The following is a 22,186-nucleotide window of genomic DNA, read 5'->3' on the forward strand; positions in this document are numbered from 1 at the left end:
CCGACGCTGTGTAATACAATTTGATGTAACTTTGTTTAACAACAGGTGTTTTATACCGCCTGCAAACCATTATTAAGTATGCTTAATACTATCCCTGAAGCTATAGACGCCATTAAAGCTGGCAAAACCATTATAGTAGTAGATGATGAAGATCGCGAGAATGAAGGTGATTTTTTAACTGCTGCACGCAATGCAACCCCCGAAACCATTAACTTTATGGTTACCCACGGCCGTGGTTTAGTTTGCGCACCCATTACCGTTGAACGGGCAAAAGAGCTGGAGTTAAACCCCATGGTAGGTAGAAATACCACATCGCACGAAACCAACTTTACCGTATCTATTGATTTGCTGGGTTATGGATGTACCACTGGTATCTCTGCCACAGACCGTTCAAAAACTACGCTGGCATTAATTAATCCGGCTATTAAGCCCGAAGACCTGGGCCGCCCGGGGCACATATTTCCGCTTATTGCAAAAGAAGGTGGTGTATTGCGCCGCTCGGGCCATACAGAGGCAGCTGTAGATCTGGCCGTGCTTGCCGGTTTTGAACCTGCAGGTGTAATTTGCGAAATTATGGACGAGGCTGGTGAAATGGCCCGCCTGCCCGAACTGCTGGAAATTGCCAAGAAGTTTGACATGAAGATTATCTCGATCAAAGATCTGATCGAATACCGCTTAGATGCCGAATCGCTGATCCGCAAGGAAGTATCTGTAAAGATGCCTACCCAATGGGGCGATTTTGATATGATAGCCTATACCCAGCTTACTACCAACGAAAACCACCTTGCCCTTGTAAAAGGTACCTGGGAGCCGGGCGAACCGATACTGGTACGCGTGCACAGTTCATGTGTAACGGGCGATATTTTCGGTTCGTGCCGATGCGATTGCGGCCCGCAATTACACAAAGCCATGGAAATTATCCAGAAAGAAGGTAAGGGTGTAATTGTATACATGAACCAGGAAGGCCGCGGTATAGGTTTAATTAATAAATTAAAGGCTTACCAACTGCAAGAGAATGGTTTTGATACTGTAGATGCTAACTTGCAATTGGGTTTCCCGATGGATCAGCGCGATTATGGCATTGGTGCACAAATATTACGCGACCTGGGCATTTCTAAAATGAGGCTATTAAGTAACAATCCTAAAAAACGTGCGGGCCTGGTTGGTTACGGTTTAGAGGTTACCGAAACCCTGCCTATTGAAATTGCACCCAACCCACACAATGAATTATACCTGAAAACCAAACGCGACAGAATGGATCATTCTATTTTGCTGAATCACTAATCGCGTTTATCGTCTTCGGGTTTATCAAAATCGTTATCGTTACCAGCAGGAGTTGCCGTATTGTTAGAATTGCTGCTGGTACGTTTACGCCTGGTAAATATACTCCTCAAAAACTCGCCAAAGGTATCAAAGTCGCGCTGGTATATTAAACCAATTCCGTTTACATACTGCACATCAAGGTTGTTAATACTGTTTAACGTGGTACTGTTTAGCACCCTGTAAGAGTAACGCGCACGTAACCTGCCATCCGGCCTGATGAGGTAATCGGCCTCAAAATCTTTCGTAAAGTTATTAAGATTAGAGTTGAAGAGGCTTTGCGTATTGCTACCAAATAAATTATTGTTTTGGTTGGTATTGTAAAGGCTTCCGTTTAATAGCAAACGGTCTTTAAACAAGTGTAAAGACGCACTGGCATCACTTGCCGAGCGAAAGTTAATGTCGAGGTTCTTGATGTTTGATTGCGAGATCAGGTTATTCAACTTATTAAACGCAAATTCACTTACCGCATCCTGGGCTGTTTGCTTAACCTGGTCTGTAATATTATTACCATAGCCCGATGCAAACTGCCTGCGTACAATTAAGCTTAGCGCCTGCTGGCTCCGGTTATTATAATCGGTAAGGTAAGTGCCCAGATCATCCTTAACAGAAGGGTCGGTAGGGAAGGTAAAGTCAAAGTCGATATTTGGCGCTAAAAGCGTTTTGGTTAATACCAGCTGTGCCTGTACCAGCTCTTGCAGGTTACCCTTTGGCGATTGCAGGCCTGCTGCCCGGTAAAGGTTAGATATGTCTGTACGCACCTCGTATATGGCCTGCATATTGATGCTCGCGTTCGATGGGTCGCCCGTCCAGCGGATGGTACCACCTTCATTTACCTGGAACACTTTACTGATGAAGTTTTTGGCCGTAAACTCAAACTTACCAGATGAGATCAGGAAGTCTCCAAACATCTGGAAATCGCCCAGGCTGTTAATATTCAGCTGTAAATTACTGGTGTTACCGCGGCCTTCCAATTGTCCGTAATCCGTACCAATAATTACCAGGGTTTTTTCGTCAACGGTAAGGTCAAAATTTAGGGTAACGCCATTAAAGGCATTAACCGTAGGGGTAACCTTTGCAGAATCTTTGTGGCTTACAAAGTGGATGAATTCATAATCACCTGCAACTAATGAAGTATTAAGGGGGATATTAAAAACCGTACTGTCCTCAGTTCGGGCCTTAATGTCAATTTTCATGTTATCAACAGGGCCACTAAAATTAAAGCGACCGGTGGCAATTGCCTTCCCAAAGTAGAGCTTATTATCCTTAAAACTGGTGTTTAGGGCCAGCAGTTTTTTGGCAGTAAGCGCAACTTCAATATCCGGGTTAGAGAGGTTGGTAAGGTCAACTTTGCCATTGGCTGTGCCCGAACCACCCCGCCCATCGGTTAGCTTCATGTCGGTGATGTTGATCACACTGTTGGCTACTGTAAGCTTATCATTGATAATATAAGAGGTTTTTAAGTAGTCAACCGTTACCCCGGTGTTGGCTAAAGTAATATCGCCATTAAGCATGGGCTTACTTGGTGTGCCAGTTAGTTTTAAATTGGTTGATAGCGTCCCTTTTAAGTTTGATACCAGGCCCTTTACAAACGGGTCGAAGATAACGGCCTCGGTTTGGTTCATGTTCACATCAAAATCCAGGTTGTCTGCATCGCGCCCCAAGTGGTAAACGCCGGCAATTTTCATAGTTTCTAAACCACGGTTGAGGATATTAAGGTTGATGTTTGCGTCTTTGCGGCTATTATCCAAGGTTGATACAATTTTTACATTGCCCACTTGCGTGCCGTTCATGTTTAACGAATCGATACCAAGATGTGCATCCACACCAGGGTTTTTAAGAATGGAGGTAAACTGCACATCGCCGTTCATTGAGCCTTTAAGCAGTACTCCCCCGGCTTTGGTAAGCTGATTTAAAGTAGACATGCTAAAATGATCGAACTCCAGCTTGAGTTTGTCTTCAGGATTGTCTGATATAAACCCGTTGATGTTTACCTTCTGGCTGCCATTGGCCAATGAAAAGCCGGATACCTGTGTTTTGCCATTCAAAAAGCGGATACGTACCTTATCACTTAGTCGCCAGGTTTGGTGCTCCAGTATCACGTCTGATGGTAGCAGCATCAGTTTGGCTGTTGTGTCTCGCCCAAACTGCACCAAACCGTAAAGGTCTAACTGGTTTGTTGCATCCTTGTCAGATAGTTTTATATTGAAGTTAAGGCTGTCTTTCTTTAAAAAGTTGGTGATGTTAATGTTCTTAATAAACAAGCTGTCGGTTAAGTCAACTCGGCTTAACGATACGTTGAGTCCCAGAAATTGGTCATTGGTGTTTTCATCAATAATAAAATCGTGGAAAACGGTAGTGCCATATTTAAAAGTTTTAACATAGCCGTTAAGCGTGGCCGTATGCGTTTCTGAGTTAAACTTACCATTAAACGTTCCTTGTTCCGGCACCTTTAAATCGGGTGCAAACATGGCCGTTATCGGGTCGAGGTTTTTGAGTTGCAAATTAAATTCAAAATCCTGCGGGCCTGGTTTTACAATATCAGTTTTTAACGATGGTATGTATTGCTTAACAATTGTTTTAAAATACGATGGCAGCGTAGCCAGGTCGGCGTTACCTTTCAGGGTGCCGTCAAGCAGGTCAGACCGCAGGCTGATCTCTCTTTCTTTACCAAACCCTTTTGAGGTAAGGCTCACAGAATCTATGAGGTAATTATGCCTTGGATCAACCACGCGAACAGGCGACAGTATAACAGAGCCTTGCAAATTCTTAAGATCATTACCAGTAAAACTGGTTTTGAGTTGCGTACTTAGCGTAATGGTATCGCCCAATAATTTAAGTGCATACAGTTTGGCATCGCCAATTGTGGCATTAAACTGGTAAGCGGGCAACTTTGGTTTTAAATTTACACTGCCTTGTAAGTTAAGCTTCAGGTTGCGGTCGTTAACGGTAATTTTACCATTAGCAAGATCATTAATAAATGAGCCTTTTACAGTAAGGTTGCTGTAATGGTATTTGTTAAAATCGAGGTAAGCAATTTTAGCGTCTGTTTTAATTTTTAAATTTTTTAGCTCATCACCGCTACCATCTACATTGGCAGTAAGTGATGTACGGCCCAGCGAAGTATTATCCAGCATGGTGCCCAAATCAAAATCATACAGTGTAACCTTACCAATATAAGCCGGTATCTTATTAAAGACAAGCCTTACATCAGGGGCAAAACGGCCTAGTTTTGTTTTGAATGTACCTTTAGTTACAAAGTTATCAGACAAGCCATTAAGCTCGCCGGTGAAATTGATGTTGCCAAACTTGGTCAGAAAATCGGGCAGGCTCATTTTAGGGTCGCCTGCAAAGCGTCTTAGTAAGTAATCGAGATCTTTTTTATTACTGGCCAGTTGGTCAAACTTTAAGTTCAAATGTGTTTTTTCCCAGTCGGGTAATCCTTTCAGGCTAAAATCTCCTTTTATATAAGTGGCTTGTCCACCGGTAATGGTAAGGTGTTTGGCAGAAAGGTAATTTACCTTGCCTTTAATGCGGCCATCAACGCCAAGGTCAAACTGTGTCTTATCGAGCGTATTTGTAAAGTAAGCTACATCTTTTGATGAGATGAATGATTGTTTAAAGTCGCCATCCATGTACACCTTGTTTTCGAAGTTGCCAAAATCACTAAATGATTTAAATTTCATCCTGAAATAATCTTTGAGCCTCGAGTTCGGCGTAACGATGTAGAAGTTTTGCACCAGGATCTGGTTGGTATCAACAGTTGCCGTACCGCTTAAACTTTTTACATAAAAGCCGCTTTTTTCTCTTAAAGTTAAGTGCGAAAGCCGGGCCTTAAACAGGTGTTCTTTCAGATCCATATTGCGGATCACAGCGCTAAACTTGCTTACGTCAATATCTTCAAAGTTTACCTCGTGTTTCAGTACGCTGGTATCCAGTTGGTTTTTGTACCTGAAATGCAGGTTATTCACCATAATCTGCCCGAAGTTAAGCGTCCAAGGCCTGCTTACTTTTTTGGTAGTATCCGGTGGCCCCGAATTAAAATAGTTGATTATAAAGCTCAGGTTTGTTGAACTGTCTTTTAATTTTTTGAGGTATACAGAACCGTTATCCAGCCTGATGGAATCGAAATTAATGGTACGGGCGGGGATACTTTTAAACAGCGAAAACTTGCTGAGGTCAATTGTAAGCTTTGGGGTACGCAACAGTGTATCATGTTGCTTATCCAGCACGTATAGATCTTCGAGCACGATAGAAGAAAAGGGCTTAATGTATAAGCTTTTAATATCTACGGTGGTATTTAATTCTTTAGACAGGTAAGCCGTAGCCTTGCGCGCGGCCCAGGTTTGTACGGGTTTGTATTGAATGATGAGCAAAAGTATACTTAACATCAAGAAGATGATCAGTACAATACTTAGCGCTATTTTGAGTACTTTTTTAATAACTTTGCTTTTTAAAACACTGCTGTGCCTGTAATACTAGGAATCGAATCTTCTTGCGATGAAACCTCTGCCGCTATTTGTGCAGACGGTATCATGCTAAGCAATATTATTGCCAACCAAACCATACACGAAGCTTACGGGGGCGTAGTGCCAGAGCTTGCTTCGCGGGTTCATCAACAAAATATTATTCCTGCTGTACAACAAGCTATAATAAACGCAAAAGTAAGCAAAAATGACATTGATGCAGTAGCTTTTACGCGCGGACCAGGTCTTTTAGGTTCATTGTTGGTAGGGGTATCTTTTGCAAAGGCATTTGCCCTTGCTCAAAACGTTCCACTTATCGACATTAACCACATGCAGGCCCATATCCTTGCCCATTTCATTGGTATAGATAAACCCCAATTCCCCTTCTTATGTTTGACTGTTTCTGGCGGACACACACAAATAGTTTTGGTGAAGGATTATTTCGACATGGAAATTGTTGGCCAAACCCAGGATGATGCTGCCGGCGAAGCGCTTGATAAGACCAGTAAAGTGCTCGGCCTGCCTTACCCCGGTGGCCCGCTCATTGATAAATATGCCCGTTTAGGTAACCCCGACGCCTTTAAGTTTCCGGAACCCAATATCCCGGATTTTGATTTTAGTTTTAGCGGGTTAAAAACTTCGATCATGTATTTTATCCGCGATAATCAGGCCAAGAACCCCGATTTTGTAGCGCAGAATATGGCAGATATTTGTGCTTCGGTAGAAAAACGGGTGGTTACCATACTATTAAACAAGCTGGAAAAAGCGGCCAAAGCCTACGATGTTAAAACCATTGCGCTGGCAGGCGGCGTATCTGCCAATACGGGTTTACGTTTAGGGATACAGCAACTGGCCGATAAGCATAACTGGAAAAGCTTTATCCCGGCGTTTGAGTACTGCACAGATAATGCCGCCATGATTGCCATTGCAGGCCATTATAAATTTTTAAAAGGTGAATTTATTGGTCAGCAGGTAGCGCCGCTAGCGAGGATGCCTTTTTAGTACAGTTTTTAATGAGTGCGTTTTGAGTTAGTGAATAATTTACTCAGTTGGTAATTATCATTACTTTTGACATCGATTAGTGAATCAATCATTCAAAACTAAAAAATGAACGGACCCTCTTTAATATTCTGGCTGGTTTTTGCAGTGCCTCTTTTTGCTTTTTTAATTTGGCTAATGCGCCAGGATAAAAAGAAAGGCGTAACTGGCCTGGTGGTGGTGATTATAACCATTGTTGTAGCCGTAGTATATATGTACGTTAAAACCGGCGGAAAATAAATGTATGAATAAGTTACATCTTTTATTTTACGACAACAATACCAGCTTTTAAATCGTCATCCCTTATTACCACATCAAAACCGTGAATTAAAAAGGACCGGCAAACCCTTTTTAATTTTTAAGACCGGCTATATTGTTTGGGCTTCATCCCGGTATGTGCCGCAAAAACTTTCGAAAAATGGCTTAAGTTAGTAAAGCCCAGCCTGTAACCTACATCAGAAACAGATAGCTTTTCGTCTTTCAACAATAGGGCGGCTTCTTTCATCCTGAACTCCTGGTAGTAATTGAAAATACTGTTGCCAAAAATTTGCCTGAACAAACGTTTCAGTTTGGATGGGCTCATACCGGCATCAATGGCTAATTCTTTAATAACCGGCGGCTTTGCCAGATGCCCCAGCATTTGCTCTTTTACCTTGTAAATGGTTTGTATATCCCGGATGTTTAAGGCGTACAGTTGTTTCTCATCCCGCTTTTCCAATTCCATTAATAGCCTGCAAATCAATTCTTCTGCCTTTACCCGCAGAAAAAACAACTTGAAATTTTCATCAACCAAATCAGACATAATTTCATCCAAAATTTTCTGTAAAGCAGGATACATCATTTGTTCAAACAGTAAGGGCCGCGTATTCTGCAACAGGCTTTGTAAAACCGGCGATTTGTCTGCCGAGGTAAATAAGCCGTTTAAATAATCGGCATCCACTTCTATATTAATAGTAGCCGTATTGGTATGGATGATAACCACGTCGGCATTTATGCTACTGGTAGCAATTAAAACTGATGGAGTTATTTTTAATGGCTTTCCTGCTGGTAATAGATCTGTTTGCGGGATAATATTTTGAAACTTAAAAAGAATTGTCCTCGCAGCAACACCGGCGTCCGGGTTTTCAATAACTATGTTCTCTCTCAGTTCATAATTAAAGATCATCATCCGGATGTGCTCATTAAAAACATAACCAGTGCAATACCCCTTGCCAAACTTTTCGGGGATTTCCAGTCTCCGGTTCTTTACATCTGTCCATAATAAATGCGCAAGCTTTTTTAGGATATTCGGTTCTGTTTGCAATTTTTCTCTTTTTATTAAAAGTCTTTTATAGCTATTTTTGTACCTAAGGCGGTTATTTTATCTCCAATATACTCAACATTTTTGCATTGTAAATAAACGAGGCAAAAAACATGTTACTCAGAAATAAAAAGATAGCCATTATTGGTGCAGGGCCGGCAGGCCTTACAATGGCCAGGTTATTACAGCAAAAAGGCGTAGATGTAACCGTTTACGAAAGAGACAAAAACCCGCAAGCAAGAATTTGGGGCGGCACGCTTGACCTCCATAAAGATTCAGGGCAGGAAGCCATGAAAAAGGCAGGCCTGCTGGATAATTACTATGCGCTGGCAATACCAATGGGGAGAACCATAACTGACGAGCAATGCACAGTACTGTACTCTGTAAACCTCCAACATGACAACCCCGAAATAAACAGAAACGATTTAAGAAAAATATTGCTTGCCAGCTTAACAAGCGATACCGTTGCCTGGGACAGCAAATTTACAGGGCTTGAAGAGCACAATAGAAAATGGCTGATACATTTTGAAAACAAACCCGACGCAACCGCAGATCTTATTATCGGTGCCAATGGCGGGATGTCTAATGTAAGAAATTATGTTACCGATGCAAAAGTAGCAGATACCGGTACCTTTATTATACAGGGCGAAGTGTTTGAACCGGCAATAAAGTGCCCGGAGTTTTACCGGCTATGCAACAATAATATACTCATGAGCGCATACCAAGGCAATTTACTGGTTGCCAATCCCAACAATAAGGGCGCATTAACCTATAATATTATTTTCAAATCGCCCGAAGCGTGGGTTGTTGAAAACGGGTTAGACTTTCAGAACAAGGAGAACATCCGTACATTGCTTTCAACCATGTTCTCTCATTGGGATGCTCGTTATAAACAATTACTCCTGGCAACATCCTCCTTCTGGGGATTACCGACGAGAAAGCTACCGCTGGATAAACCCTGGAAAAATGATCGCCCTTTGCCTGTAACCCTTATTGGGGATGCCGCACATTTAATGCCTCCTTTTGCTGGCCAGGGTGCTAATACCGGGCTGGTTGATGCGTTAATTTTATCTGGTAACCTCACTAACGGAAAATTTAAAACCATAGCAGCTGCAATCAGCAATTATGAGCAGCAGATGTTAGCTTATGCAAAAGAAGCACAACAGGAAACAAGCACCAACGAAACAGCGATGCAGCATCCCAAATTTTCTTTCGCAAAAAGGTTTAGTAATTAAGCTACGCAGTGCTAGCTATCCTATAAATGAACAGGTTTTAAAATCTGATTCAACTTTTCGCAGAGTTGATCTGGCTGGAAAGGCTTATGGATATAATCCTGCATGCCTGCTGTGGTAATTTTAGCATATAGTTGATGCGAAACAGATGCCGTAATTGCAATGATCGGGATGTTAGCTTTAGCAGGGTCGCTTAACAGGCGGATGGCCCTGGTAGCATTGTAGCCATCCATCACCGGCATATGGATATCCATTAAAATACCGTCAAAGTTTTCTGTTAACAATTTATCTACCGCCTCCTGCCCGTTCCAGGCAACGCCAGTAGCCACTTCCCATTTAGAAAGTAATTTCTCCAGCAGCAATACATTGATCCGGTTATCCTCAACAATCAGCAGTTTAAGCCCTTTCAAAGCAACGGGTGTAGCTTGAAGTATTTCCCGGGTTTGCATTTCTTCACTGCATAACTTAAAATTGATCAGAAAAGAAAAGGTAGCCCCCACTTCCGATCCGCTATCCAGATGAATAGTACTGTTAAAAAGTTTAAGCAGTCGCTTTACAATAGCCAGGCCCAAACCCGTACCCCCAAATTTGCGGGTAGTATCAGTTGAGGCCTGCGTAAAAGGGTCAAAAATGGCATCCTGCCGTTCTGGCGCAATGCCGATACCGGTATCACTGACAGAAAAATGAATATCAATTTTATCATTCTCAATGCTTTTAGCCTGCAGGCTTATCTTTACCGTTCCTTCCTCTGTAAACTTAATTGCATTACCGGCCAGGTTATAAATTACCTGCGTAAGCCTGGTTGGGTCTGTAAGTACCACCATATTCTTTAGCCGGTCATCCAGGTATAATACCAAATCTAGCCCCTTCTCAGCCGCTTTATGGCTAAGGCCCGAATGTATTTTGCCCATTAAAGCGGTAAGATTAACAGGTAATAACTCTAATTCTATCTTATCCAGTTCGCTTTTATTATAATCCAGCACGTCATTAATAACCGACAATAGGTTGTTGGCCGAAAACTCTAAAATATTTAAGGTATCTTTTTGTTCTTCCACTGCTGCATCCTTAAGCAAATGCGCCATACCAATTACACCATTTAATGGGGTGCGTAACTCATGCGACATGGTAGATAAAAATACAGACCGGGATTCTGCAAGTGCTTTTACTTCTGCAATGTTTTTTTGCAGCTGCATGTTTAAGGCCTCTTTTTCTTGCAAATTTTGCTTAAACGCCCGGTAATATAGATAGTGTGTAATTATAAAGGTGAGGAAATTGAGCAGAATTATAGGGTCTGTACCAGATGAAACCAGTTCTTGTGATACAATACCGGGTGGTGCAATCCCTTCTTTACTAAATAAGAAACAATACAGTACCGGCATCATAACCAGTACGGTATAGCAGGCAGCCCGCAACCCGCCAATAAGGTAATAGCTAACCAGGGTACTCAGAAAAATCATCTGGATGGTGACGATATTGATATGGTGTACAAACACCAGCAAATTTGACCAGATTACAAGCAACCCAATTAATAGTATAATATGCGAAATTACAGGCATACTGGCCGGCCGCGACAAAAGAATTTTAATGAAAACAACAGCTATGCTAATTACAATACCCGCACGTAATACTTGCAGGTTTTGCCCATACTTGTATGCCACAAAAACAATAACCAGCGCCTTTATAATTGTGAACACAAGCGCCGTAAGGATAATCTGGATCTTGGCCCTTTTTAAAGAATTGGGCTCCAGGGCCAGTACCTTCTTCAAAGAAAAATTAAAAAAAGGCAATTGCTCTTTCATTCAGGATAAGCTCAAATTTATACGTAGCTACAATTGGTTGGCCAAATATGAATAAAAAAACAAACTAAAGGCTTAAATCAAACATTTTAACACACGGTTCTGATATTTAATGGATTTGAAGTTAAAAAAACCCACCCTGATTAAACTATAAGTAAAAAAATCAATCAAAATAACACATTACGTTATTGTTGAATCAGGGATGAAAGATTTCTACTATATTTTGGGCACGGATAGCAGATGTACTGCAGGCGAGATCAATGAGGCCTACCGTAAATTGGCCCAAAAGCTCGGGCCCGCGTCCCATGAGAATGACCATTTCCTACAAAGTCATTTCAGGGAAATCACCGAAGCTTACGAAATATTAAGCGACCCTAACCGGCGACGTACCTATGATGCTGCTTTCAAAAAAACACATCAAAGGCATCTGGCCAATTTTAAAACCAGGCCCATTAATATCGCTCTTACCGGTGCATTAATATTATTTACAACACTTTTTGGTTTCTACGTGGTGAGGTTACTTAACACCTCCAAACCAGCCGAAGTTGTAAGAGCCGCTGTGCCTGTAGTAGCAATACCCCAAATTAAACCGCACAAGGCCAGGCATTACAAAAAAAGACTATATACCAGGGTTGCCCCACCTGTTGTTACCAAACCAACTGTAAAAGATACAGCGCAGGTTAAAATTGCTAAATCTATATCTGTAAAGTCTAACCCCGCTGTTATTTCTTCACCGCCTATTATTGCCCCTGTTGTTAAACAGGCTGCTATTGTTACCCCTATCGATTCTTCTTACACGGCTTACCTTAAACCCAACTTGGCTGGCTCTGTATACCTGCATCAACTGGCAGATTATATGTCGGCAGTGGTAACCTTATTGCCCAGCAACGCCAAGGTGCGGGTATTAGCACAGAAACAAAGCTTTTATAAAATAGCTTTTAATAACCAGGTAGGCTATGTGCCTAAATGGACCATCGCCAAGCCGTAAAAGCTATACTTATTTGCAGATTATTTATTGCACGCCAACAAGGTAAAATATGGGCAGATAGCAATAGATAGCGATTGGGTAAAGATTAACTTTTTACTTTAGGTTGCCAAGCCAGGCTAGTGCTTAGCCTAATCAAACAATCAATACCTTTTAGTAGTTAATCCAGTTCAATCCATTATTAGTTATGAAAATAAATAAATGGTATTTAGCACTGGCATTAGGCGCAGGCGCTACAGCAATAGCGGCAAGCTATACATCATGCGTTACCATACCAAAGGGTGCTAAGGCAGTACGCCCTTTTGACAAAGACAAATACCTTGGCCAGTGGTACGAAATTGCACGCCTGGATTTCAAATTCGAAAAAAATCTGGATAATGTAACCGCCAATTATTCGCTTAATGATAACGGTAGTATTAAGGTTGATAATAAAGGTTATGATTACACTAAAAACAAATGGAAAGAAAGCGTAGGTAAAGCAAAATTTGTGGGCGATAGTGATAATGCACGGTTAAAGGTGTCATTCTTCGGCCCGTTTTATGCAGGCTACAATGTAATAGCCGTCGACAAAAAATACCAATATGCTTTAGTTGTAGGCAATAATTTAAATTATCTGTGGATTTTATCCCGTGAAAAAACCATCCCCGACACGATAAAAACACAATACCTGCAAAAAGCCAGAAATTTAGGCTATGATACCGATAACCTCGTTTGGACCAAGCACGATAAACAGTAAAATATATTTATTTTTTAATACAAAAAGAGCCATGCGTTATTAACAGATGGCTCTTTTTGTATAGCAATAGCAATTAATTGCTTGTAGAACTCCAGCCGTCGCCCCAGCCATTCCCATCTTCACCTTTTTTACTTTTTAGTAATTCGTTGTACTCGGCAGACTGTTTGGGTGTTAGTACTGCTTTAATTTTAGTGATAGTAGTAGTACGCAGTGGTTTAATAGCTGTCAGCATTTTATTGGTATCGCCATGCTCATCGGCTTTAATTTTAGCATATTTCTTAGCCGACTCTTCATATATCGCGGCTACCTTTTTAGTTTGACCGTCATTCAATTTTAATTGCTTTTGCAATTGCTTAGCCTTTACATCAGGGTCTGAAGTGTTTTTAGCCTGGCTAAAGCCTGCTGTGCTTAGCCCAACTAAGAGACAGCATAGTAAGAGGATTTTTCTCATGTTTTTTTAATTGATTTTATTGACCCTAATTTAGAATACATTTTATAAACTACAATACATTAAATATCAATTATTTAAACTGGCCACCATCGGTATACAAACCGAGGGGTTGTGTTTAGTTTTAAACACCAGTTTGGCCAAATGATTTACCTTAACCCGGCTATCGCCTTCTGTAATCTTTAAAAACTGGTTAGGTAATACATTTGTAAAATGCTGCACCGCACGGCTGCCCGCCCATTTAATTTCAATTTCGTCAATTACTTTGGCCTGGCCAATCCCAATTTCCTGCTGCAATGGCGACGAGCCAAAGCTGCCGCCCGAGTTTACATCTTTATAAACGCTGCGTTTAACGCCATTTTCTGTAAAGGTTACCTTAATGTGGCTGCCAATAGCCGATGCATTTGCTTTTACACCTCTAAGTTTTAAGCTTATCCAATTATTATTGCTTTGGCCGGGGTTCATGTATAACGAGCTTGTGTAGGCATCGCCAATGTAGGCACCACCCATTTCAGCAAATATGTCCTGCACTCCTGTATTCCTGAAATCGGCAAAAGCCACACCATGCCCCTTTTGCAGGTTGCCTGTGCGCGATGACGTGGTTACATCATCAAAGCGTTTGCCGCCAACATTTCTAAACATTTTATTAGGCACCAGCGATTTAAAATCGGGCGAACCTGTCCCGAAGTACATATCGGGGTAGCCATCGTTATCAATATCGCCAAAATTGCCGCCCATACTATAAACAACTTTATCCAGCCCGGTTTCCTTACTCATCTCGGTAAAGGTACCATCGTGGTTATTTCTGTACAAATAAACGTGCCCGGCTTCCGGTATGGGTATTCCCATAGCTTCTGCGCCTGCGTAAAAGGCTAAACTTTTGTTGAAATGATAATTACTTACCAGTATATCCGGCCAGCCATCGTTGTTGTAATCATAAAAAAACGTGGTAAATGTTTTCTCCCTATTTTGGTCGATGCCAGATTTCGATGTTACATTTTCAAAATCGGCCGTCATACCCGGCTTGCATTTGTTTTTCAAAAGGTATTTTCTACCATCCATGGTCGAGATAAAAATATCCGGCCAGCCGTCGTTATTATAATCGGCAGAGGTAACACCTTTTACAAACGAGGTAATTTCGCAATGGGCTTGTGCGGTAATATTAGTAAAGGTACCATTGTGGTTGTTAAGATATAACATGCAGGCATGGGTACCTCCCGCGTCCATTGTATTATTATTTTCTGTGCCTATAAATACATCCAGCCAGCCATCGTTATTAAAATCGGCCCAGGTAGCAGTTTGGGTCGGGTGAAAAAATAACAGGCCGCTCGGCATGGTCACATCGGTAAATGTACCATCGCCATTGTTACGCAGTAATGAGCTTGGCTGGTTGCCAAAACCGCCCATATTCCAGGCACCGCGTAAAACAAAAATGTCAATATTGCCGTCGTTATTATAATCCGTTTGCTGAATATTCAGGCCGCCGGTTATCCCGGTGAGGCCGCTTTGCTTGGTCATGTCGGTAAATGAACCGTCTTTATTATTCTGAAAATAGTGCATGGGGTCATCCAGATCCCAGCCCGAGGTCACAATATCCATGTAGCCGTCATTGTTAAAATCGTCAACAATAACACCCCCAGCTCTACTGTTAATACCTACGCCCAGGTCGGGCGCTACATCCGTAAACGGTTTTACCGGGTGTTCATCTGCTTTATTTAAGCCCGGAATCAAAAATTCGGGAGGTACGCTTTGCGGATATTCGCCCAATGTCATGTAGGCAATATTTAATAACCATTTCGATTCTACATCGTGCGAGCTTACCCGCAAAATGGCCTGGTAAGTCGCAATTGCCTTTTGCGAACCTGTTTGCAGCCGGTGTATTCCTTCGTTTTTAATCGGAAACACGCACGACGAACCTGTGTGGTTAAGCATGCAATTACTCCGTTCGCCGAGGCGCATGTAGGCGATGCCAACATCGGGCATCATATCTTCTATCGACATAAAATCGACTTTTTTAACCAGCGAATCGTACATATTAACTGATTGCTGCTCCTGCCCGGTTTGCAAGCCCAGTGATGCTTTAGATGCCAGCAACCTGATATTGGCATTACCGTGATTGGCATTGATTAAAGAATCATAGTACGCTATTTTTACTTCGGGGTGAAAAGGATTTAATACCGAATGATTGCGCTTACTTAGTTGCTGCAACAGGGTTATCATTTGCTGATGCGGAGATTGCTGACAAGCTATAAACAGGGTTGATAACAGTATTACTACCGCTGTAGATTTAATTTTAATAATCATGATTGATTAATTTCTGCATCTGTACATATAATTGCAGCAGATGCGCTAAGCCATTAAAGTTTAGTTTGCTAAATCATTACCCGTTATCACGATACTTTGGCTACTGAATGTATACGATAATACAGCATCAGTTTGCCAATAACACCGTTATTGAGGCAATAGATTAAGTAAAAAATGTTTGTTGAATTGATGCCGAATAGGAAATTCCGGCTAGGAAAAAATGGCCCGGCTATCCGGCGGTTGCCCCGGGCCGGCAATCATGCAGTTGATTATATCGGGCGAATCGCCGTGTATTGATCTTTTAAATACGATAGTAGTTAGCGCAACGCTGTATTGATGCACGTGATGGTTGCAGGCAGCAATTAAAAGCATCTTCCCCGAAGGCACATGCTCTTTTTTAGAAACCGGCGGCACCTGTTTGGTTTGCCTGGCGTCAATGATATTATCGCCCGACAAGTGGGTTGTTGCATAGTTAGGCACACATATTAAATACATGGCATGCCTGGTCATCCGCATTTTTACATAATTGTAGCTTACATTATTAAACTGAATTTGGCCAGCTATACTTTCATATTGTACCCAATCTGTTATGTGGGGTAAGTTTACAGGGATGCTAATTTCGGTTACATCTTTAATATTGTAGCGATTTTTGTTAACCTGCTCATTGTAAAAAATATTACTCTTAAAAAGCAAATATTGATATATAGCCAATTGCCCGCCAATATTTAGCAGATGCACACTAAGCAGTGTAATTGCAATTAACTTTTTCAATATTAAGTTTTATAACTGGTGCTAATGCTTAGCTATCAAGTTGATAGCAGCCTTATTATATATGTAAACATAGTTTAAATTATATAATATTAAAAATATTTTTCTTCCCTTATTTATCCTGACAAAATAATAATCATATAAAACATTTTTGCCCCAAATGCTTTATATCATCATGAGTGTATCTGATCAGGATTTTCGCGAAGAATTTAAGCCATTGCACATCCCTGCACATTATATGCCGGATGACAGCGACGAGGATAAAATTATTTATGCCTTGGCGCAACTGGAAGAAGGCACGCCGGACGAAGTCGCGATGGAAATTTCCAAACATGATTCATCCATAAATGCAGAGCACTTTAAAACCAAAGCGGCATCGGTATTACACATCCTGTATGAGAAAGGCCTTATTAAAGGAATTAATAAGAATGGGGCAACATACTACAACCTCAGTAAGATAACCAAGGCTAACGATGGCGCCATAGACCCCGAATTACTGGCACCGGGGTTAGATTAATCAAGCACATAGCCCTTTACAGAATCTTCATTGGCAATGGGTTTGCCGGCCATCTCCAGTAAGGTATTTTCTATCATTTTGCACATTGCGTTTAGTGCCATGTCATTAGGCTCGGTACCAAATGGTTCTTCAATCTCGTCGGCAATAGCCTCCAGGGCTACAAAGGTATAAGCGATAAAGGTTACTACAACAGGCATCATCCAGCCTAAGCTGTCAACAAAACCAAAGGGTAGTAAAAAGCAATAAATATAAACGGTACGGTGTAGTAATACATGGTATGAATATGGTATTGGCGTAGATGCAATACGTTCGCAACCACCCACTATGTCTGATAGTTTATTGAGATTATTATCAAAAGCGGCCTGTAATATGGTATCTATCTTACCTGTCTCTTTCGCTTGCTGTACCCAAAGGCCCATTTCCGTTATCAGCATTACGGGCTTATATTTCACAAGCTGCAATTGCCCCGCCAATGATGGCTCCAATCTTTGTTCCAGGTCTGCCATTGCGTCTGTATGCCTTAACTGGTGTTTAAGCGCATATGTAAAAGCAATGAGGTAATTGATAAATATTGCAGTCTCTTTACTATCCCGCGGGTACCCGCTTATGGTTAATGCCTGCCGTGCTAACGAGCGCGAATCATTAAGCAAAGCGCCCCATATTTTGCGGGCTTCCCAAAAGCGGTCGTAACTGGCGGTATTCCTGAACCCCAGAAAAAGGGCAAGCGCAATACCAAACAGCGTAAACGGCGCCGGATTTAAAGGTATTTTAAAATCAAACAGCTTACCTTTAAAATAAACAATGCTAATAGAAAAAACAAGCAACAGGATAAGCCTGGGCAATACTTTGTGCAGTACAGACCCTTCCCACACAAAAAGCATCCTGAACCAATTCTCGTTTTTCCGCTGTATCATACGGTACAAAAATCACCATTATTTATTTAATCAGGCTTACTTCATTTGCATTAAGGCAGCTATAGTTTCTATCCCTTCCCACAGGTAGCTTATCTTAACATTCTCGTTTTCGGCATGCTGATTACTATCATAATTTACCATAGGTATGGTAATTACTTTGGCACCCAATGCTTTTTCAAACACAAACAAAGGCAAGCTACCGCCAGAACTTGGCGTAAGTATTAGCGGATATGCTACCGTTGACTGGATAGCCGTAATTACAGATTGTGCAATGGGCAGATCCATCGGTGTGCGCTGGGCATTGTAACCTGCATCATGGCTAATCTTTATAATTTTACCATATTTTGTACGCTCTTCATCAGTAGGGTCTTTATCTGTTATGTAGTAGCCCTTTGCTTTAATATAATCGGTTACTTTTTTTACCTGCCGTTCTACATCATTACCTAAAACCAAGCGCAGATCCAACATAGCCTCGGCTTTGGTTGGTATTACATTGGCTGCAAGTGCACCTACATTACCGCTGGCCATGCCGTTAATATTTAAGGTTGGCAGCATAATCGCTTCTATCAGCGGGCGTACACCACCTTCTGGTTCGGCTACGCCCAAATCTTTTTTGAGGGCAGGTTCAACAGCCGGTATTTTGCTAATGGCTTCCTTTTCGCGTGCGCTTAGCGGGGTTACATCATCATAAAAGCCTTTAATAGTTACATGGCCGTTATCATCTTTCATACCGGCCAGCAGCTGCGCCATCATTAAGCCCGGGTTGGGTGCCCAATTACCATAGTTGCCACTATGCAGCGGGCGTTTAGGCCCATAAATGGTTAACGCCATATTAATGTCGCCCCTTACACCAAATGATACCATCTTTTTCCCGGATACATGCCGTGGTCCATCGCATATAATCCACAGGTCTGATGCCAGCTTGCTTTTGTATTTCGCTAAAAAATCTGCCAAGTGGGTAGATCCTCTTTCCTCCTCACCCTCAAAAAAGAACTTAATATTATAGGTTGGTTTCAGCTTGCTTTTTACCAGGGCATCATAAGCGTTTACGATGCACATTACACCGGCTTTATCATCGGCACTGGCACGGCCGCTTAAACGCCAGGCCGGGTCTATGGCATCGCTAGGTTTATAGTCAATGATGTGGCCGCCCTGCTCAATAGGTGCGGTAATAAAAACAGGCTCGAAGGGCTTTAACCCCGGCGACCATTGTTTGGGGTTAACCGGCTGCCCATCGTAGTGGGCATAAAAAATTATTGTTTTGGTGGCACCGGGCACTTTAACATCGCCATACACAACCGGGTTAGCACTGGGTGAAGTCAGCAGTTCTGCATTACTTATACCCCGTTTAACCAGCATTTCTTTAATATAGCCTGCATTAAGTAAAACATTAGCCGAGTCATTAGTTTCATCGGGTATGGCTACCAGTTTGAGGTATTCTTTAATAATATCCTGCTCATTGGCTTTACGAAATGCGGTAATTTTTTGAATATTGCTTTGTGCCGATAGCACATTAGCACCAAATAATAAAGCCACAGATAATAAGTAAGCATTGAATTTCATTGCATCGTTTTTTAGGGTTCTGTAATATAATCAAATCCTTTAATATTGACGAGAGGCACATTACCGCTCCAATTGTCATCACAGTTTACCGATAAAGTCATCCTAATGCTATAACCGTATTAAGCGCCCAAAAAAGATACGTATTGTTTGAATTTCGTAAGCATAAATAGTCAACTGAGTTTACCTTTGTTTAAGAAAATAGAAAAAAATGAAAATTTGTACCCAAACCTATAAAAACATGAATACGCTGGCTCGCTTTGCCCATTCTATTCCTGGTAAAAGGTCGCCTATTAATAATAATGCTCCATGCATCCGCATGCCCGATAATAGCATCCGTTGTAAAGATACGCTGACCAATGAAACACTTCCACTCACAGCATCATTAGGTGATGAAAAAGAACTGGCTTTATTGTTTCTGGATATCCGCAACTTTACTGCCTTTATGGAAGCCCGCTCGGCTTATGACGTAATTTACGTGATCCGTAAATTATTTGTTTTATTCAGCGACTCTATTAAAGAAGCAGGCGGCCGTATTGTTGAAACAGCCGGCGATAGCATTTATGCTGTTTTTGGTTTAGATACCGACATCAGTAATGCAGTTAAAGCATCAACAAATGCATCTTCAGCTATATTTCATGATCTGGAAGTTTTTAATGCTACCTACGCGCAGCCTTACTTTAACCTCAATTTCGAAATTGGCGTTGGCCTGCACAAAGGCAATGTGATTGTTGGCCAGTACGACCTGGAATACAATGAGCATATGACGGTGATGGGCCTGCCGGTAAACATAGCCTCACGCCTGCAGTCTGAAACCAAAGAACTGAACAATAATTTTGTAATGTCTGAAGAAGCTTACCGCTTACTGGACAAGCCGGATTGCCAGCACGAGCAAAAGATGGTTCATCTTAAAGGTGTTTCGGGACCTATGGCAGTACGTTTACTGGGATCTCCTTATGGACAAGAGGTGATCAACAAGCCTAATTTACCCGATGACTTTGATTACTATATCGCAATGGCCGGATAATGTTATCCTTACCTCAACCAAACATGCCCCGGCTTTGTATATTTGTATATCCGCCTATTGTACATACAGCCACCCACATTGAAAAAAACAAAAGAAATACCTGTACACCGCCTGGCCGACAAAGATTTTTATGCCTCCTATACTGAGGGTATTAACCTGGGCGATTTCAGTGTAAGTCATCGTATTGATTTTTTTGCAATCGTATGGTTTGGTTCCGATGAGGGCTTGCATTATATTGATTTTAACCCTTATCCTGTAAAAAAGAACCTGGTATACCTGCTGGCCCGCAACCAGGTTCATGCCCTGCCGGGCAAGCGGCCAAAGTCGCGGGTTATTATGCTTTCCAAGGCTTTCTTTGATAGTATTGAAGATGACGATCTGCGCTTTATCTTCGCACCCTTCAGTAACGAAGGCATTGCCATTCCGGATGAGATGGTGGAACCCCTCTCTAATTTATTCAATCTTATCCTGCTGGAAAACAACACCAGCAACGATGCCCGCTTACTGCATATTTATACCAATGCACTGCTGTTACATTTATACAGGCTAAGCCATAATTCTGCAGGCCGCTCTGCCTATCATGACGAGCGTTTACGTAAACTATTTGAATTGATCAGCACACATTATAAAACTCAAAAATTGGTAGAATTTTATGCCGATAAAATAGGCCTTACTGCAAAACGCATCAACCAAATAGTGAAAGAAAAACTGGCCCTGTCTGTAAGCCAGCTTATTTACAATTATACACTGATAGAAGCTAAGCGCGAGATTAGCCACAGTACCAAGTCCCTTAAAGAAATAGCCATAGAGCTTGGCTTTAAAGGGCAATCTTATTTCAGCCGATTTTTTAAAAAGCAAACCGGCTACACGCCCGAACGTTTCCGCCAGGAAAATCTCTAACCCCTACCTGCCTTCCATTTCCAAATAGTGCTAATACAGGCGACAATTGTGAGATCGATTATTTAACTCATTTTCTGTTTCCGGGCGTTATTATAGCATAACACAATTAATAAAAGCCATGAGAGGATTAACTAAAAAAACAGCATTGATTACAGGCGGTGCATCCGGATTAGGTAAAGCAATTGCAGAAAGGCTTACCGAAGAAGGCGCAACAGTTGTAATAGCTGATTTAAATGAAGATGCAGGAAAAGAATTAGCCGAAAAACTTAAAGGTTACTTTATTAAAACCAATGTTACCGATGCCGCATCGGTAGAGGCTGCCGTGGCATATACGGTAGAAAAGGCCGGCAAGCTCGATATTTTTGTAAACAATGCCGGTATAGACGGCGCGCAGGCCCCCACCCATGAAAGCACCCTGGAAAACTGGCACAAGGTGATAGATATTAATCTTAACGGGGCCTTTTACGGTTTAAAATATGCGCTTACTCAATTTGTTAAGCAAAATACCGGGGGTACTATTATTAATACGGTATCGATAGTGGGTATGGTAGGATTTGCAAACATCCCGCCTTATACAGCTACCAAGGCTGCCCTTATTAATTTAACCCGGTCAACCGCTGTTGAATATGGTAAATACCATATCCGCGTAAACGCTGTGGCCCCCACTACGGTACTAACTCCGCTGGTTCAGCATTTTATAGATTCGGCAGAAGATCCTGCAGCTATGAAACAACACATGGAAACAATGAACCCGATACCCGGCATTCCCGAAGCAGCAGATATTGCAGCCACGGTAGCATTCCTGGCTAGCGACGATGCCAAATTTATTACCGGCATTACCATAGCCGTTGATGGTGGTTATACCGCACAATAAT

General features: G+C 41.8%; 18 protein-coding genes. 10 read left to right on the forward strand and 8 right to left on the reverse strand.

All coding sequences use genetic code 11. From position 1 onward, the window contains the following. The first annotated feature begins 78 nt into the window (after positions 1-78). Positions 79-1,284 carry a bifunctional 3,4-dihydroxy-2-butanone-4-phosphate synthase/GTP cyclohydrolase II gene (locus tag RG47T_RS17800; protein ID WP_074490816.1) on the forward strand — a complete coding sequence of 402 codons (1,206 nt, stop codon included), beginning with the start codon at positions 79-81 and terminating at the stop codon, positions 1,282-1,284. On the opposite strand, the gene RG47T_RS17805 is transcribed toward RG47T_RS17800, so the two are convergent. Beyond that, the gene (locus tag RG47T_RS17805) at positions 1,281-5,711 is read right to left on the reverse strand and encodes a translocation/assembly module TamB domain-containing protein (RefSeq protein ID WP_074490817.1); all 4,431 of its coding nucleotides are present in this window, start codon (positions 5,709-5,711) and stop codon (positions 1,281-1,283) included. The genes RG47T_RS17800 and RG47T_RS17805 overlap by 4 nt on opposite strands. A gap of 75 nt (positions 5,712-5,786) precedes the next feature. Here RG47T_RS17805 and tsaD point away from each other — a divergent pair, with 75 nt between their 5' ends. Both tsaD and RG47T_RS26155 read left to right on the forward strand, forming a co-directional pair. After that, positions 5,787-6,788: a tRNA (adenosine(37)-N6)-threonylcarbamoyltransferase complex transferase subunit TsaD gene (gene tsaD, locus RG47T_RS17810; protein ID WP_074490818.1), complete on the forward strand. Its 1,002-nt coding sequence runs from the start codon at positions 5,787-5,789 to the stop codon at positions 6,786-6,788. 105 nt (positions 6,789-6,893) lie between these two features. Further along, positions 6,894-7,064, forward strand: a complete 171-nt coding sequence (locus RG47T_RS26155) for a hypothetical protein (RefSeq protein ID WP_171972557.1) — start codon at positions 6,894-6,896, stop codon at positions 7,062-7,064. Between the two features lie 118 nt (positions 7,065-7,182). Here the strand turns inward: RG47T_RS26155 and RG47T_RS17815 are convergent, their stop codons facing one another. Then, positions 7,183-8,127 carry a helix-turn-helix domain-containing protein gene (locus RG47T_RS17815; RefSeq protein ID WP_245770848.1) on the reverse strand — a complete coding sequence of 315 codons (945 nt, stop codon included), beginning with the start codon at positions 8,125-8,127 and terminating at the stop codon, positions 7,183-7,185. A gap of 110 nt (positions 8,128-8,237) precedes the next feature. Here RG47T_RS17815 and RG47T_RS17820 point away from each other — a divergent pair, with 110 nt between their 5' ends. Beyond that, positions 8,238-9,359 carry an FAD-dependent oxidoreductase gene (locus RG47T_RS17820; protein WP_074490820.1) on the forward strand — a complete coding sequence of 374 codons (1,122 nt, stop codon included), beginning with the start codon at positions 8,238-8,240 and terminating at the stop codon, positions 9,357-9,359. Positions 9,360-9,379: 20 nt separating this feature from the next. Here the strand turns inward: RG47T_RS17820 and RG47T_RS17825 are convergent, their stop codons facing one another. Beyond that, the gene (locus tag RG47T_RS17825) at positions 9,380-11,155 is read right to left on the reverse strand and encodes an ATP-binding protein (RefSeq protein ID WP_074490821.1); all 1,776 of its coding nucleotides are present in this window, start codon (positions 11,153-11,155) and stop codon (positions 9,380-9,382) included. 199 nt (positions 11,156-11,354) lie between these two features. Between RG47T_RS17825 and RG47T_RS17830 the strand changes: the two genes are divergently transcribed. Beyond that, a complete protein-coding gene (locus RG47T_RS17830) occupies positions 11,355-12,140 on the forward strand; it encodes an SH3 domain-containing protein (protein ID WP_074490822.1) in 786 nt (261 codons plus the stop codon). A gap of 184 nt (positions 12,141-12,324) precedes the next feature. Then, a complete protein-coding gene (locus RG47T_RS17835) occupies positions 12,325-12,873 on the forward strand; it encodes a lipocalin family protein (RefSeq protein WP_074490823.1) in 549 nt (182 codons plus the stop codon). A 73-nt stretch (positions 12,874-12,946) separates the two neighbouring features. Here the strand turns inward: RG47T_RS17835 and RG47T_RS17840 are convergent, their stop codons facing one another. From RG47T_RS17840 to RG47T_RS17850, 3 genes are all read right to left on the reverse strand, one after another. Further along, positions 12,947-13,324, reverse strand: a complete 378-nt coding sequence (locus tag RG47T_RS17840; RefSeq protein WP_074490824.1) for a hypothetical protein — start codon at positions 13,322-13,324, stop codon at positions 12,947-12,949. Positions 13,325-13,390: 66 nt separating this feature from the next. Beyond that, on the reverse strand, positions 13,391-15,625 hold the full coding sequence (locus RG47T_RS17845) for a CRTAC1 family protein (protein WP_074490825.1): 2,235 nt from the start codon (positions 15,623-15,625) through the stop codon (positions 13,391-13,393). Between the two features lie 210 nt (positions 15,626-15,835). Beyond that, positions 15,836-16,396: a hypothetical protein gene (locus RG47T_RS17850; RefSeq protein ID WP_074490826.1), complete on the reverse strand. Its 561-nt coding sequence runs from the start codon at positions 16,394-16,396 to the stop codon at positions 15,836-15,838. Positions 16,397-16,568: 172 nt separating this feature from the next. Here RG47T_RS17850 and RG47T_RS17855 point away from each other — a divergent pair, with 172 nt between their 5' ends. Next, positions 16,569-16,910, forward strand: coding sequence for a hypothetical protein (locus tag RG47T_RS17855; RefSeq protein ID WP_245770847.1), 342 nt, complete (start codon positions 16,569-16,571; stop codon positions 16,908-16,910). Here RG47T_RS17855 and RG47T_RS17860 read toward each other — a convergent pair. Both RG47T_RS17860 and RG47T_RS17865 read right to left on the reverse strand, forming a co-directional pair. Then, complete coding sequence (locus RG47T_RS17860) at positions 16,907-17,824, reverse strand: bestrophin family protein (protein ID WP_074490828.1); 918 nt, start codon at positions 17,822-17,824, stop codon at positions 16,907-16,909. The two genes, RG47T_RS17855 and RG47T_RS17860, sit on opposite strands and share 4 nt — an antisense overlap. Before the next feature lie 36 nt (positions 17,825-17,860). Further along, positions 17,861-19,387 (reverse strand): M20/M25/M40 family metallo-hydrolase, encoded by a 1,527-nt coding sequence (locus RG47T_RS17865; RefSeq protein WP_074490829.1) that lies wholly within the window; start codon positions 19,385-19,387, stop codon positions 17,861-17,863. Positions 19,388-19,595: 208 nt separating this feature from the next. On the opposite strand from RG47T_RS17865, the gene RG47T_RS17870 reads away from it, so the two are divergent. The 3 genes from RG47T_RS17870 to RG47T_RS17880 all read left to right on the forward strand — a co-directional run bounded on the left by RG47T_RS17870 (position 19,596) and on the right by RG47T_RS17880 (position 22,185). Further along, positions 19,596-20,411 carry an adenylate/guanylate cyclase domain-containing protein gene (locus RG47T_RS17870; protein ID WP_074490830.1) on the forward strand — a complete coding sequence of 272 codons (816 nt, stop codon included), beginning with the start codon at positions 19,596-19,598 and terminating at the stop codon, positions 20,409-20,411. 78 nt (positions 20,412-20,489) lie between these two features. Then, positions 20,490-21,311: a helix-turn-helix domain-containing protein gene (locus tag RG47T_RS17875; RefSeq protein WP_074490831.1), complete on the forward strand. Its 822-nt coding sequence runs from the start codon at positions 20,490-20,492 to the stop codon at positions 21,309-21,311. Positions 21,312-21,429: 118 nt separating this feature from the next. Continuing rightward, complete coding sequence (locus tag RG47T_RS17880; protein WP_074490832.1) at positions 21,430-22,185, forward strand: SDR family NAD(P)-dependent oxidoreductase; 756 nt, start codon at positions 21,430-21,432, stop codon at positions 22,183-22,185. Position 22,186 lies beyond the last annotated feature (1 nt).

The sequence above is a fragment of the Mucilaginibacter polytrichastri genome (genome assembly GCF_001911425.1).
GTDB classification, from domain to species: domain Bacteria; phylum Bacteroidota; class Bacteroidia; order Sphingobacteriales; family Sphingobacteriaceae; genus Mucilaginibacter; species Mucilaginibacter polytrichastri.

Coding starts and splice junctions, on each gene's coding strand:
- RG47T_RS17865 (WP_074490829.1), bottom strand. CDS start 19,387: ATGAAATTCAATGCTTACTTATTATCTGTGGCTTTATTATTTGGTGCT.
- RG47T_RS17820 (WP_074490820.1), top strand. CDS start 8,238: ATGTTACTCAGAAATAAAAAGATAGCCATTATTGGTGCAGGGCCGGCA.
- RG47T_RS17805 (WP_074490817.1), bottom strand. CDS start 5,711: ATGTTAAGTATACTTTTGCTCATCATTCAATACAAACCCGTACAAACC.
- RG47T_RS17830 (WP_074490822.1), top strand. CDS start 11,355: ATGAAAGATTTCTACTATATTTTGGGCACGGATAGCAGATGTACTGCA.
- RG47T_RS17845 (WP_074490825.1), bottom strand. CDS start 15,625: ATGATTATTAAAATTAAATCTACAGCGGTAGTAATACTGTTATCAACC.
- RG47T_RS17855 (WP_245770847.1), top strand. CDS start 16,569: ATGAGTGTATCTGATCAGGATTTTCGCGAAGAATTTAAGCCATTGCAC.
- RG47T_RS26155 (WP_171972557.1), top strand. CDS start 6,894: ATGAACGGACCCTCTTTAATATTCTGGCTGGTTTTTGCAGTGCCTCTT.
- RG47T_RS17835 (WP_074490823.1), top strand. CDS start 12,325: ATGAAAATAAATAAATGGTATTTAGCACTGGCATTAGGCGCAGGCGCT.
- RG47T_RS17860 (WP_074490828.1), bottom strand. CDS start 17,824: ATGATACAGCGGAAAAACGAGAATTGGTTCAGGATGCTTTTTGTGTGG.
- RG47T_RS17880 (WP_074490832.1), top strand. CDS start 21,430: ATGAGAGGATTAACTAAAAAAACAGCATTGATTACAGGCGGTGCATCC.
- RG47T_RS17870 (WP_074490830.1), top strand. CDS start 19,596: ATGAAAATTTGTACCCAAACCTATAAAAACATGAATACGCTGGCTCGC.
- RG47T_RS17825 (WP_074490821.1), bottom strand. CDS start 11,155: ATGAAAGAGCAATTGCCTTTTTTTAATTTTTCTTTGAAGAAGGTACTG.
- RG47T_RS17840 (WP_074490824.1), bottom strand. CDS start 13,324: ATGAGAAAAATCCTCTTACTATGCTGTCTCTTAGTTGGGCTAAGCACA.
- RG47T_RS17800 (WP_074490816.1), top strand. CDS start 79: ATGCTTAATACTATCCCTGAAGCTATAGACGCCATTAAAGCTGGCAAA.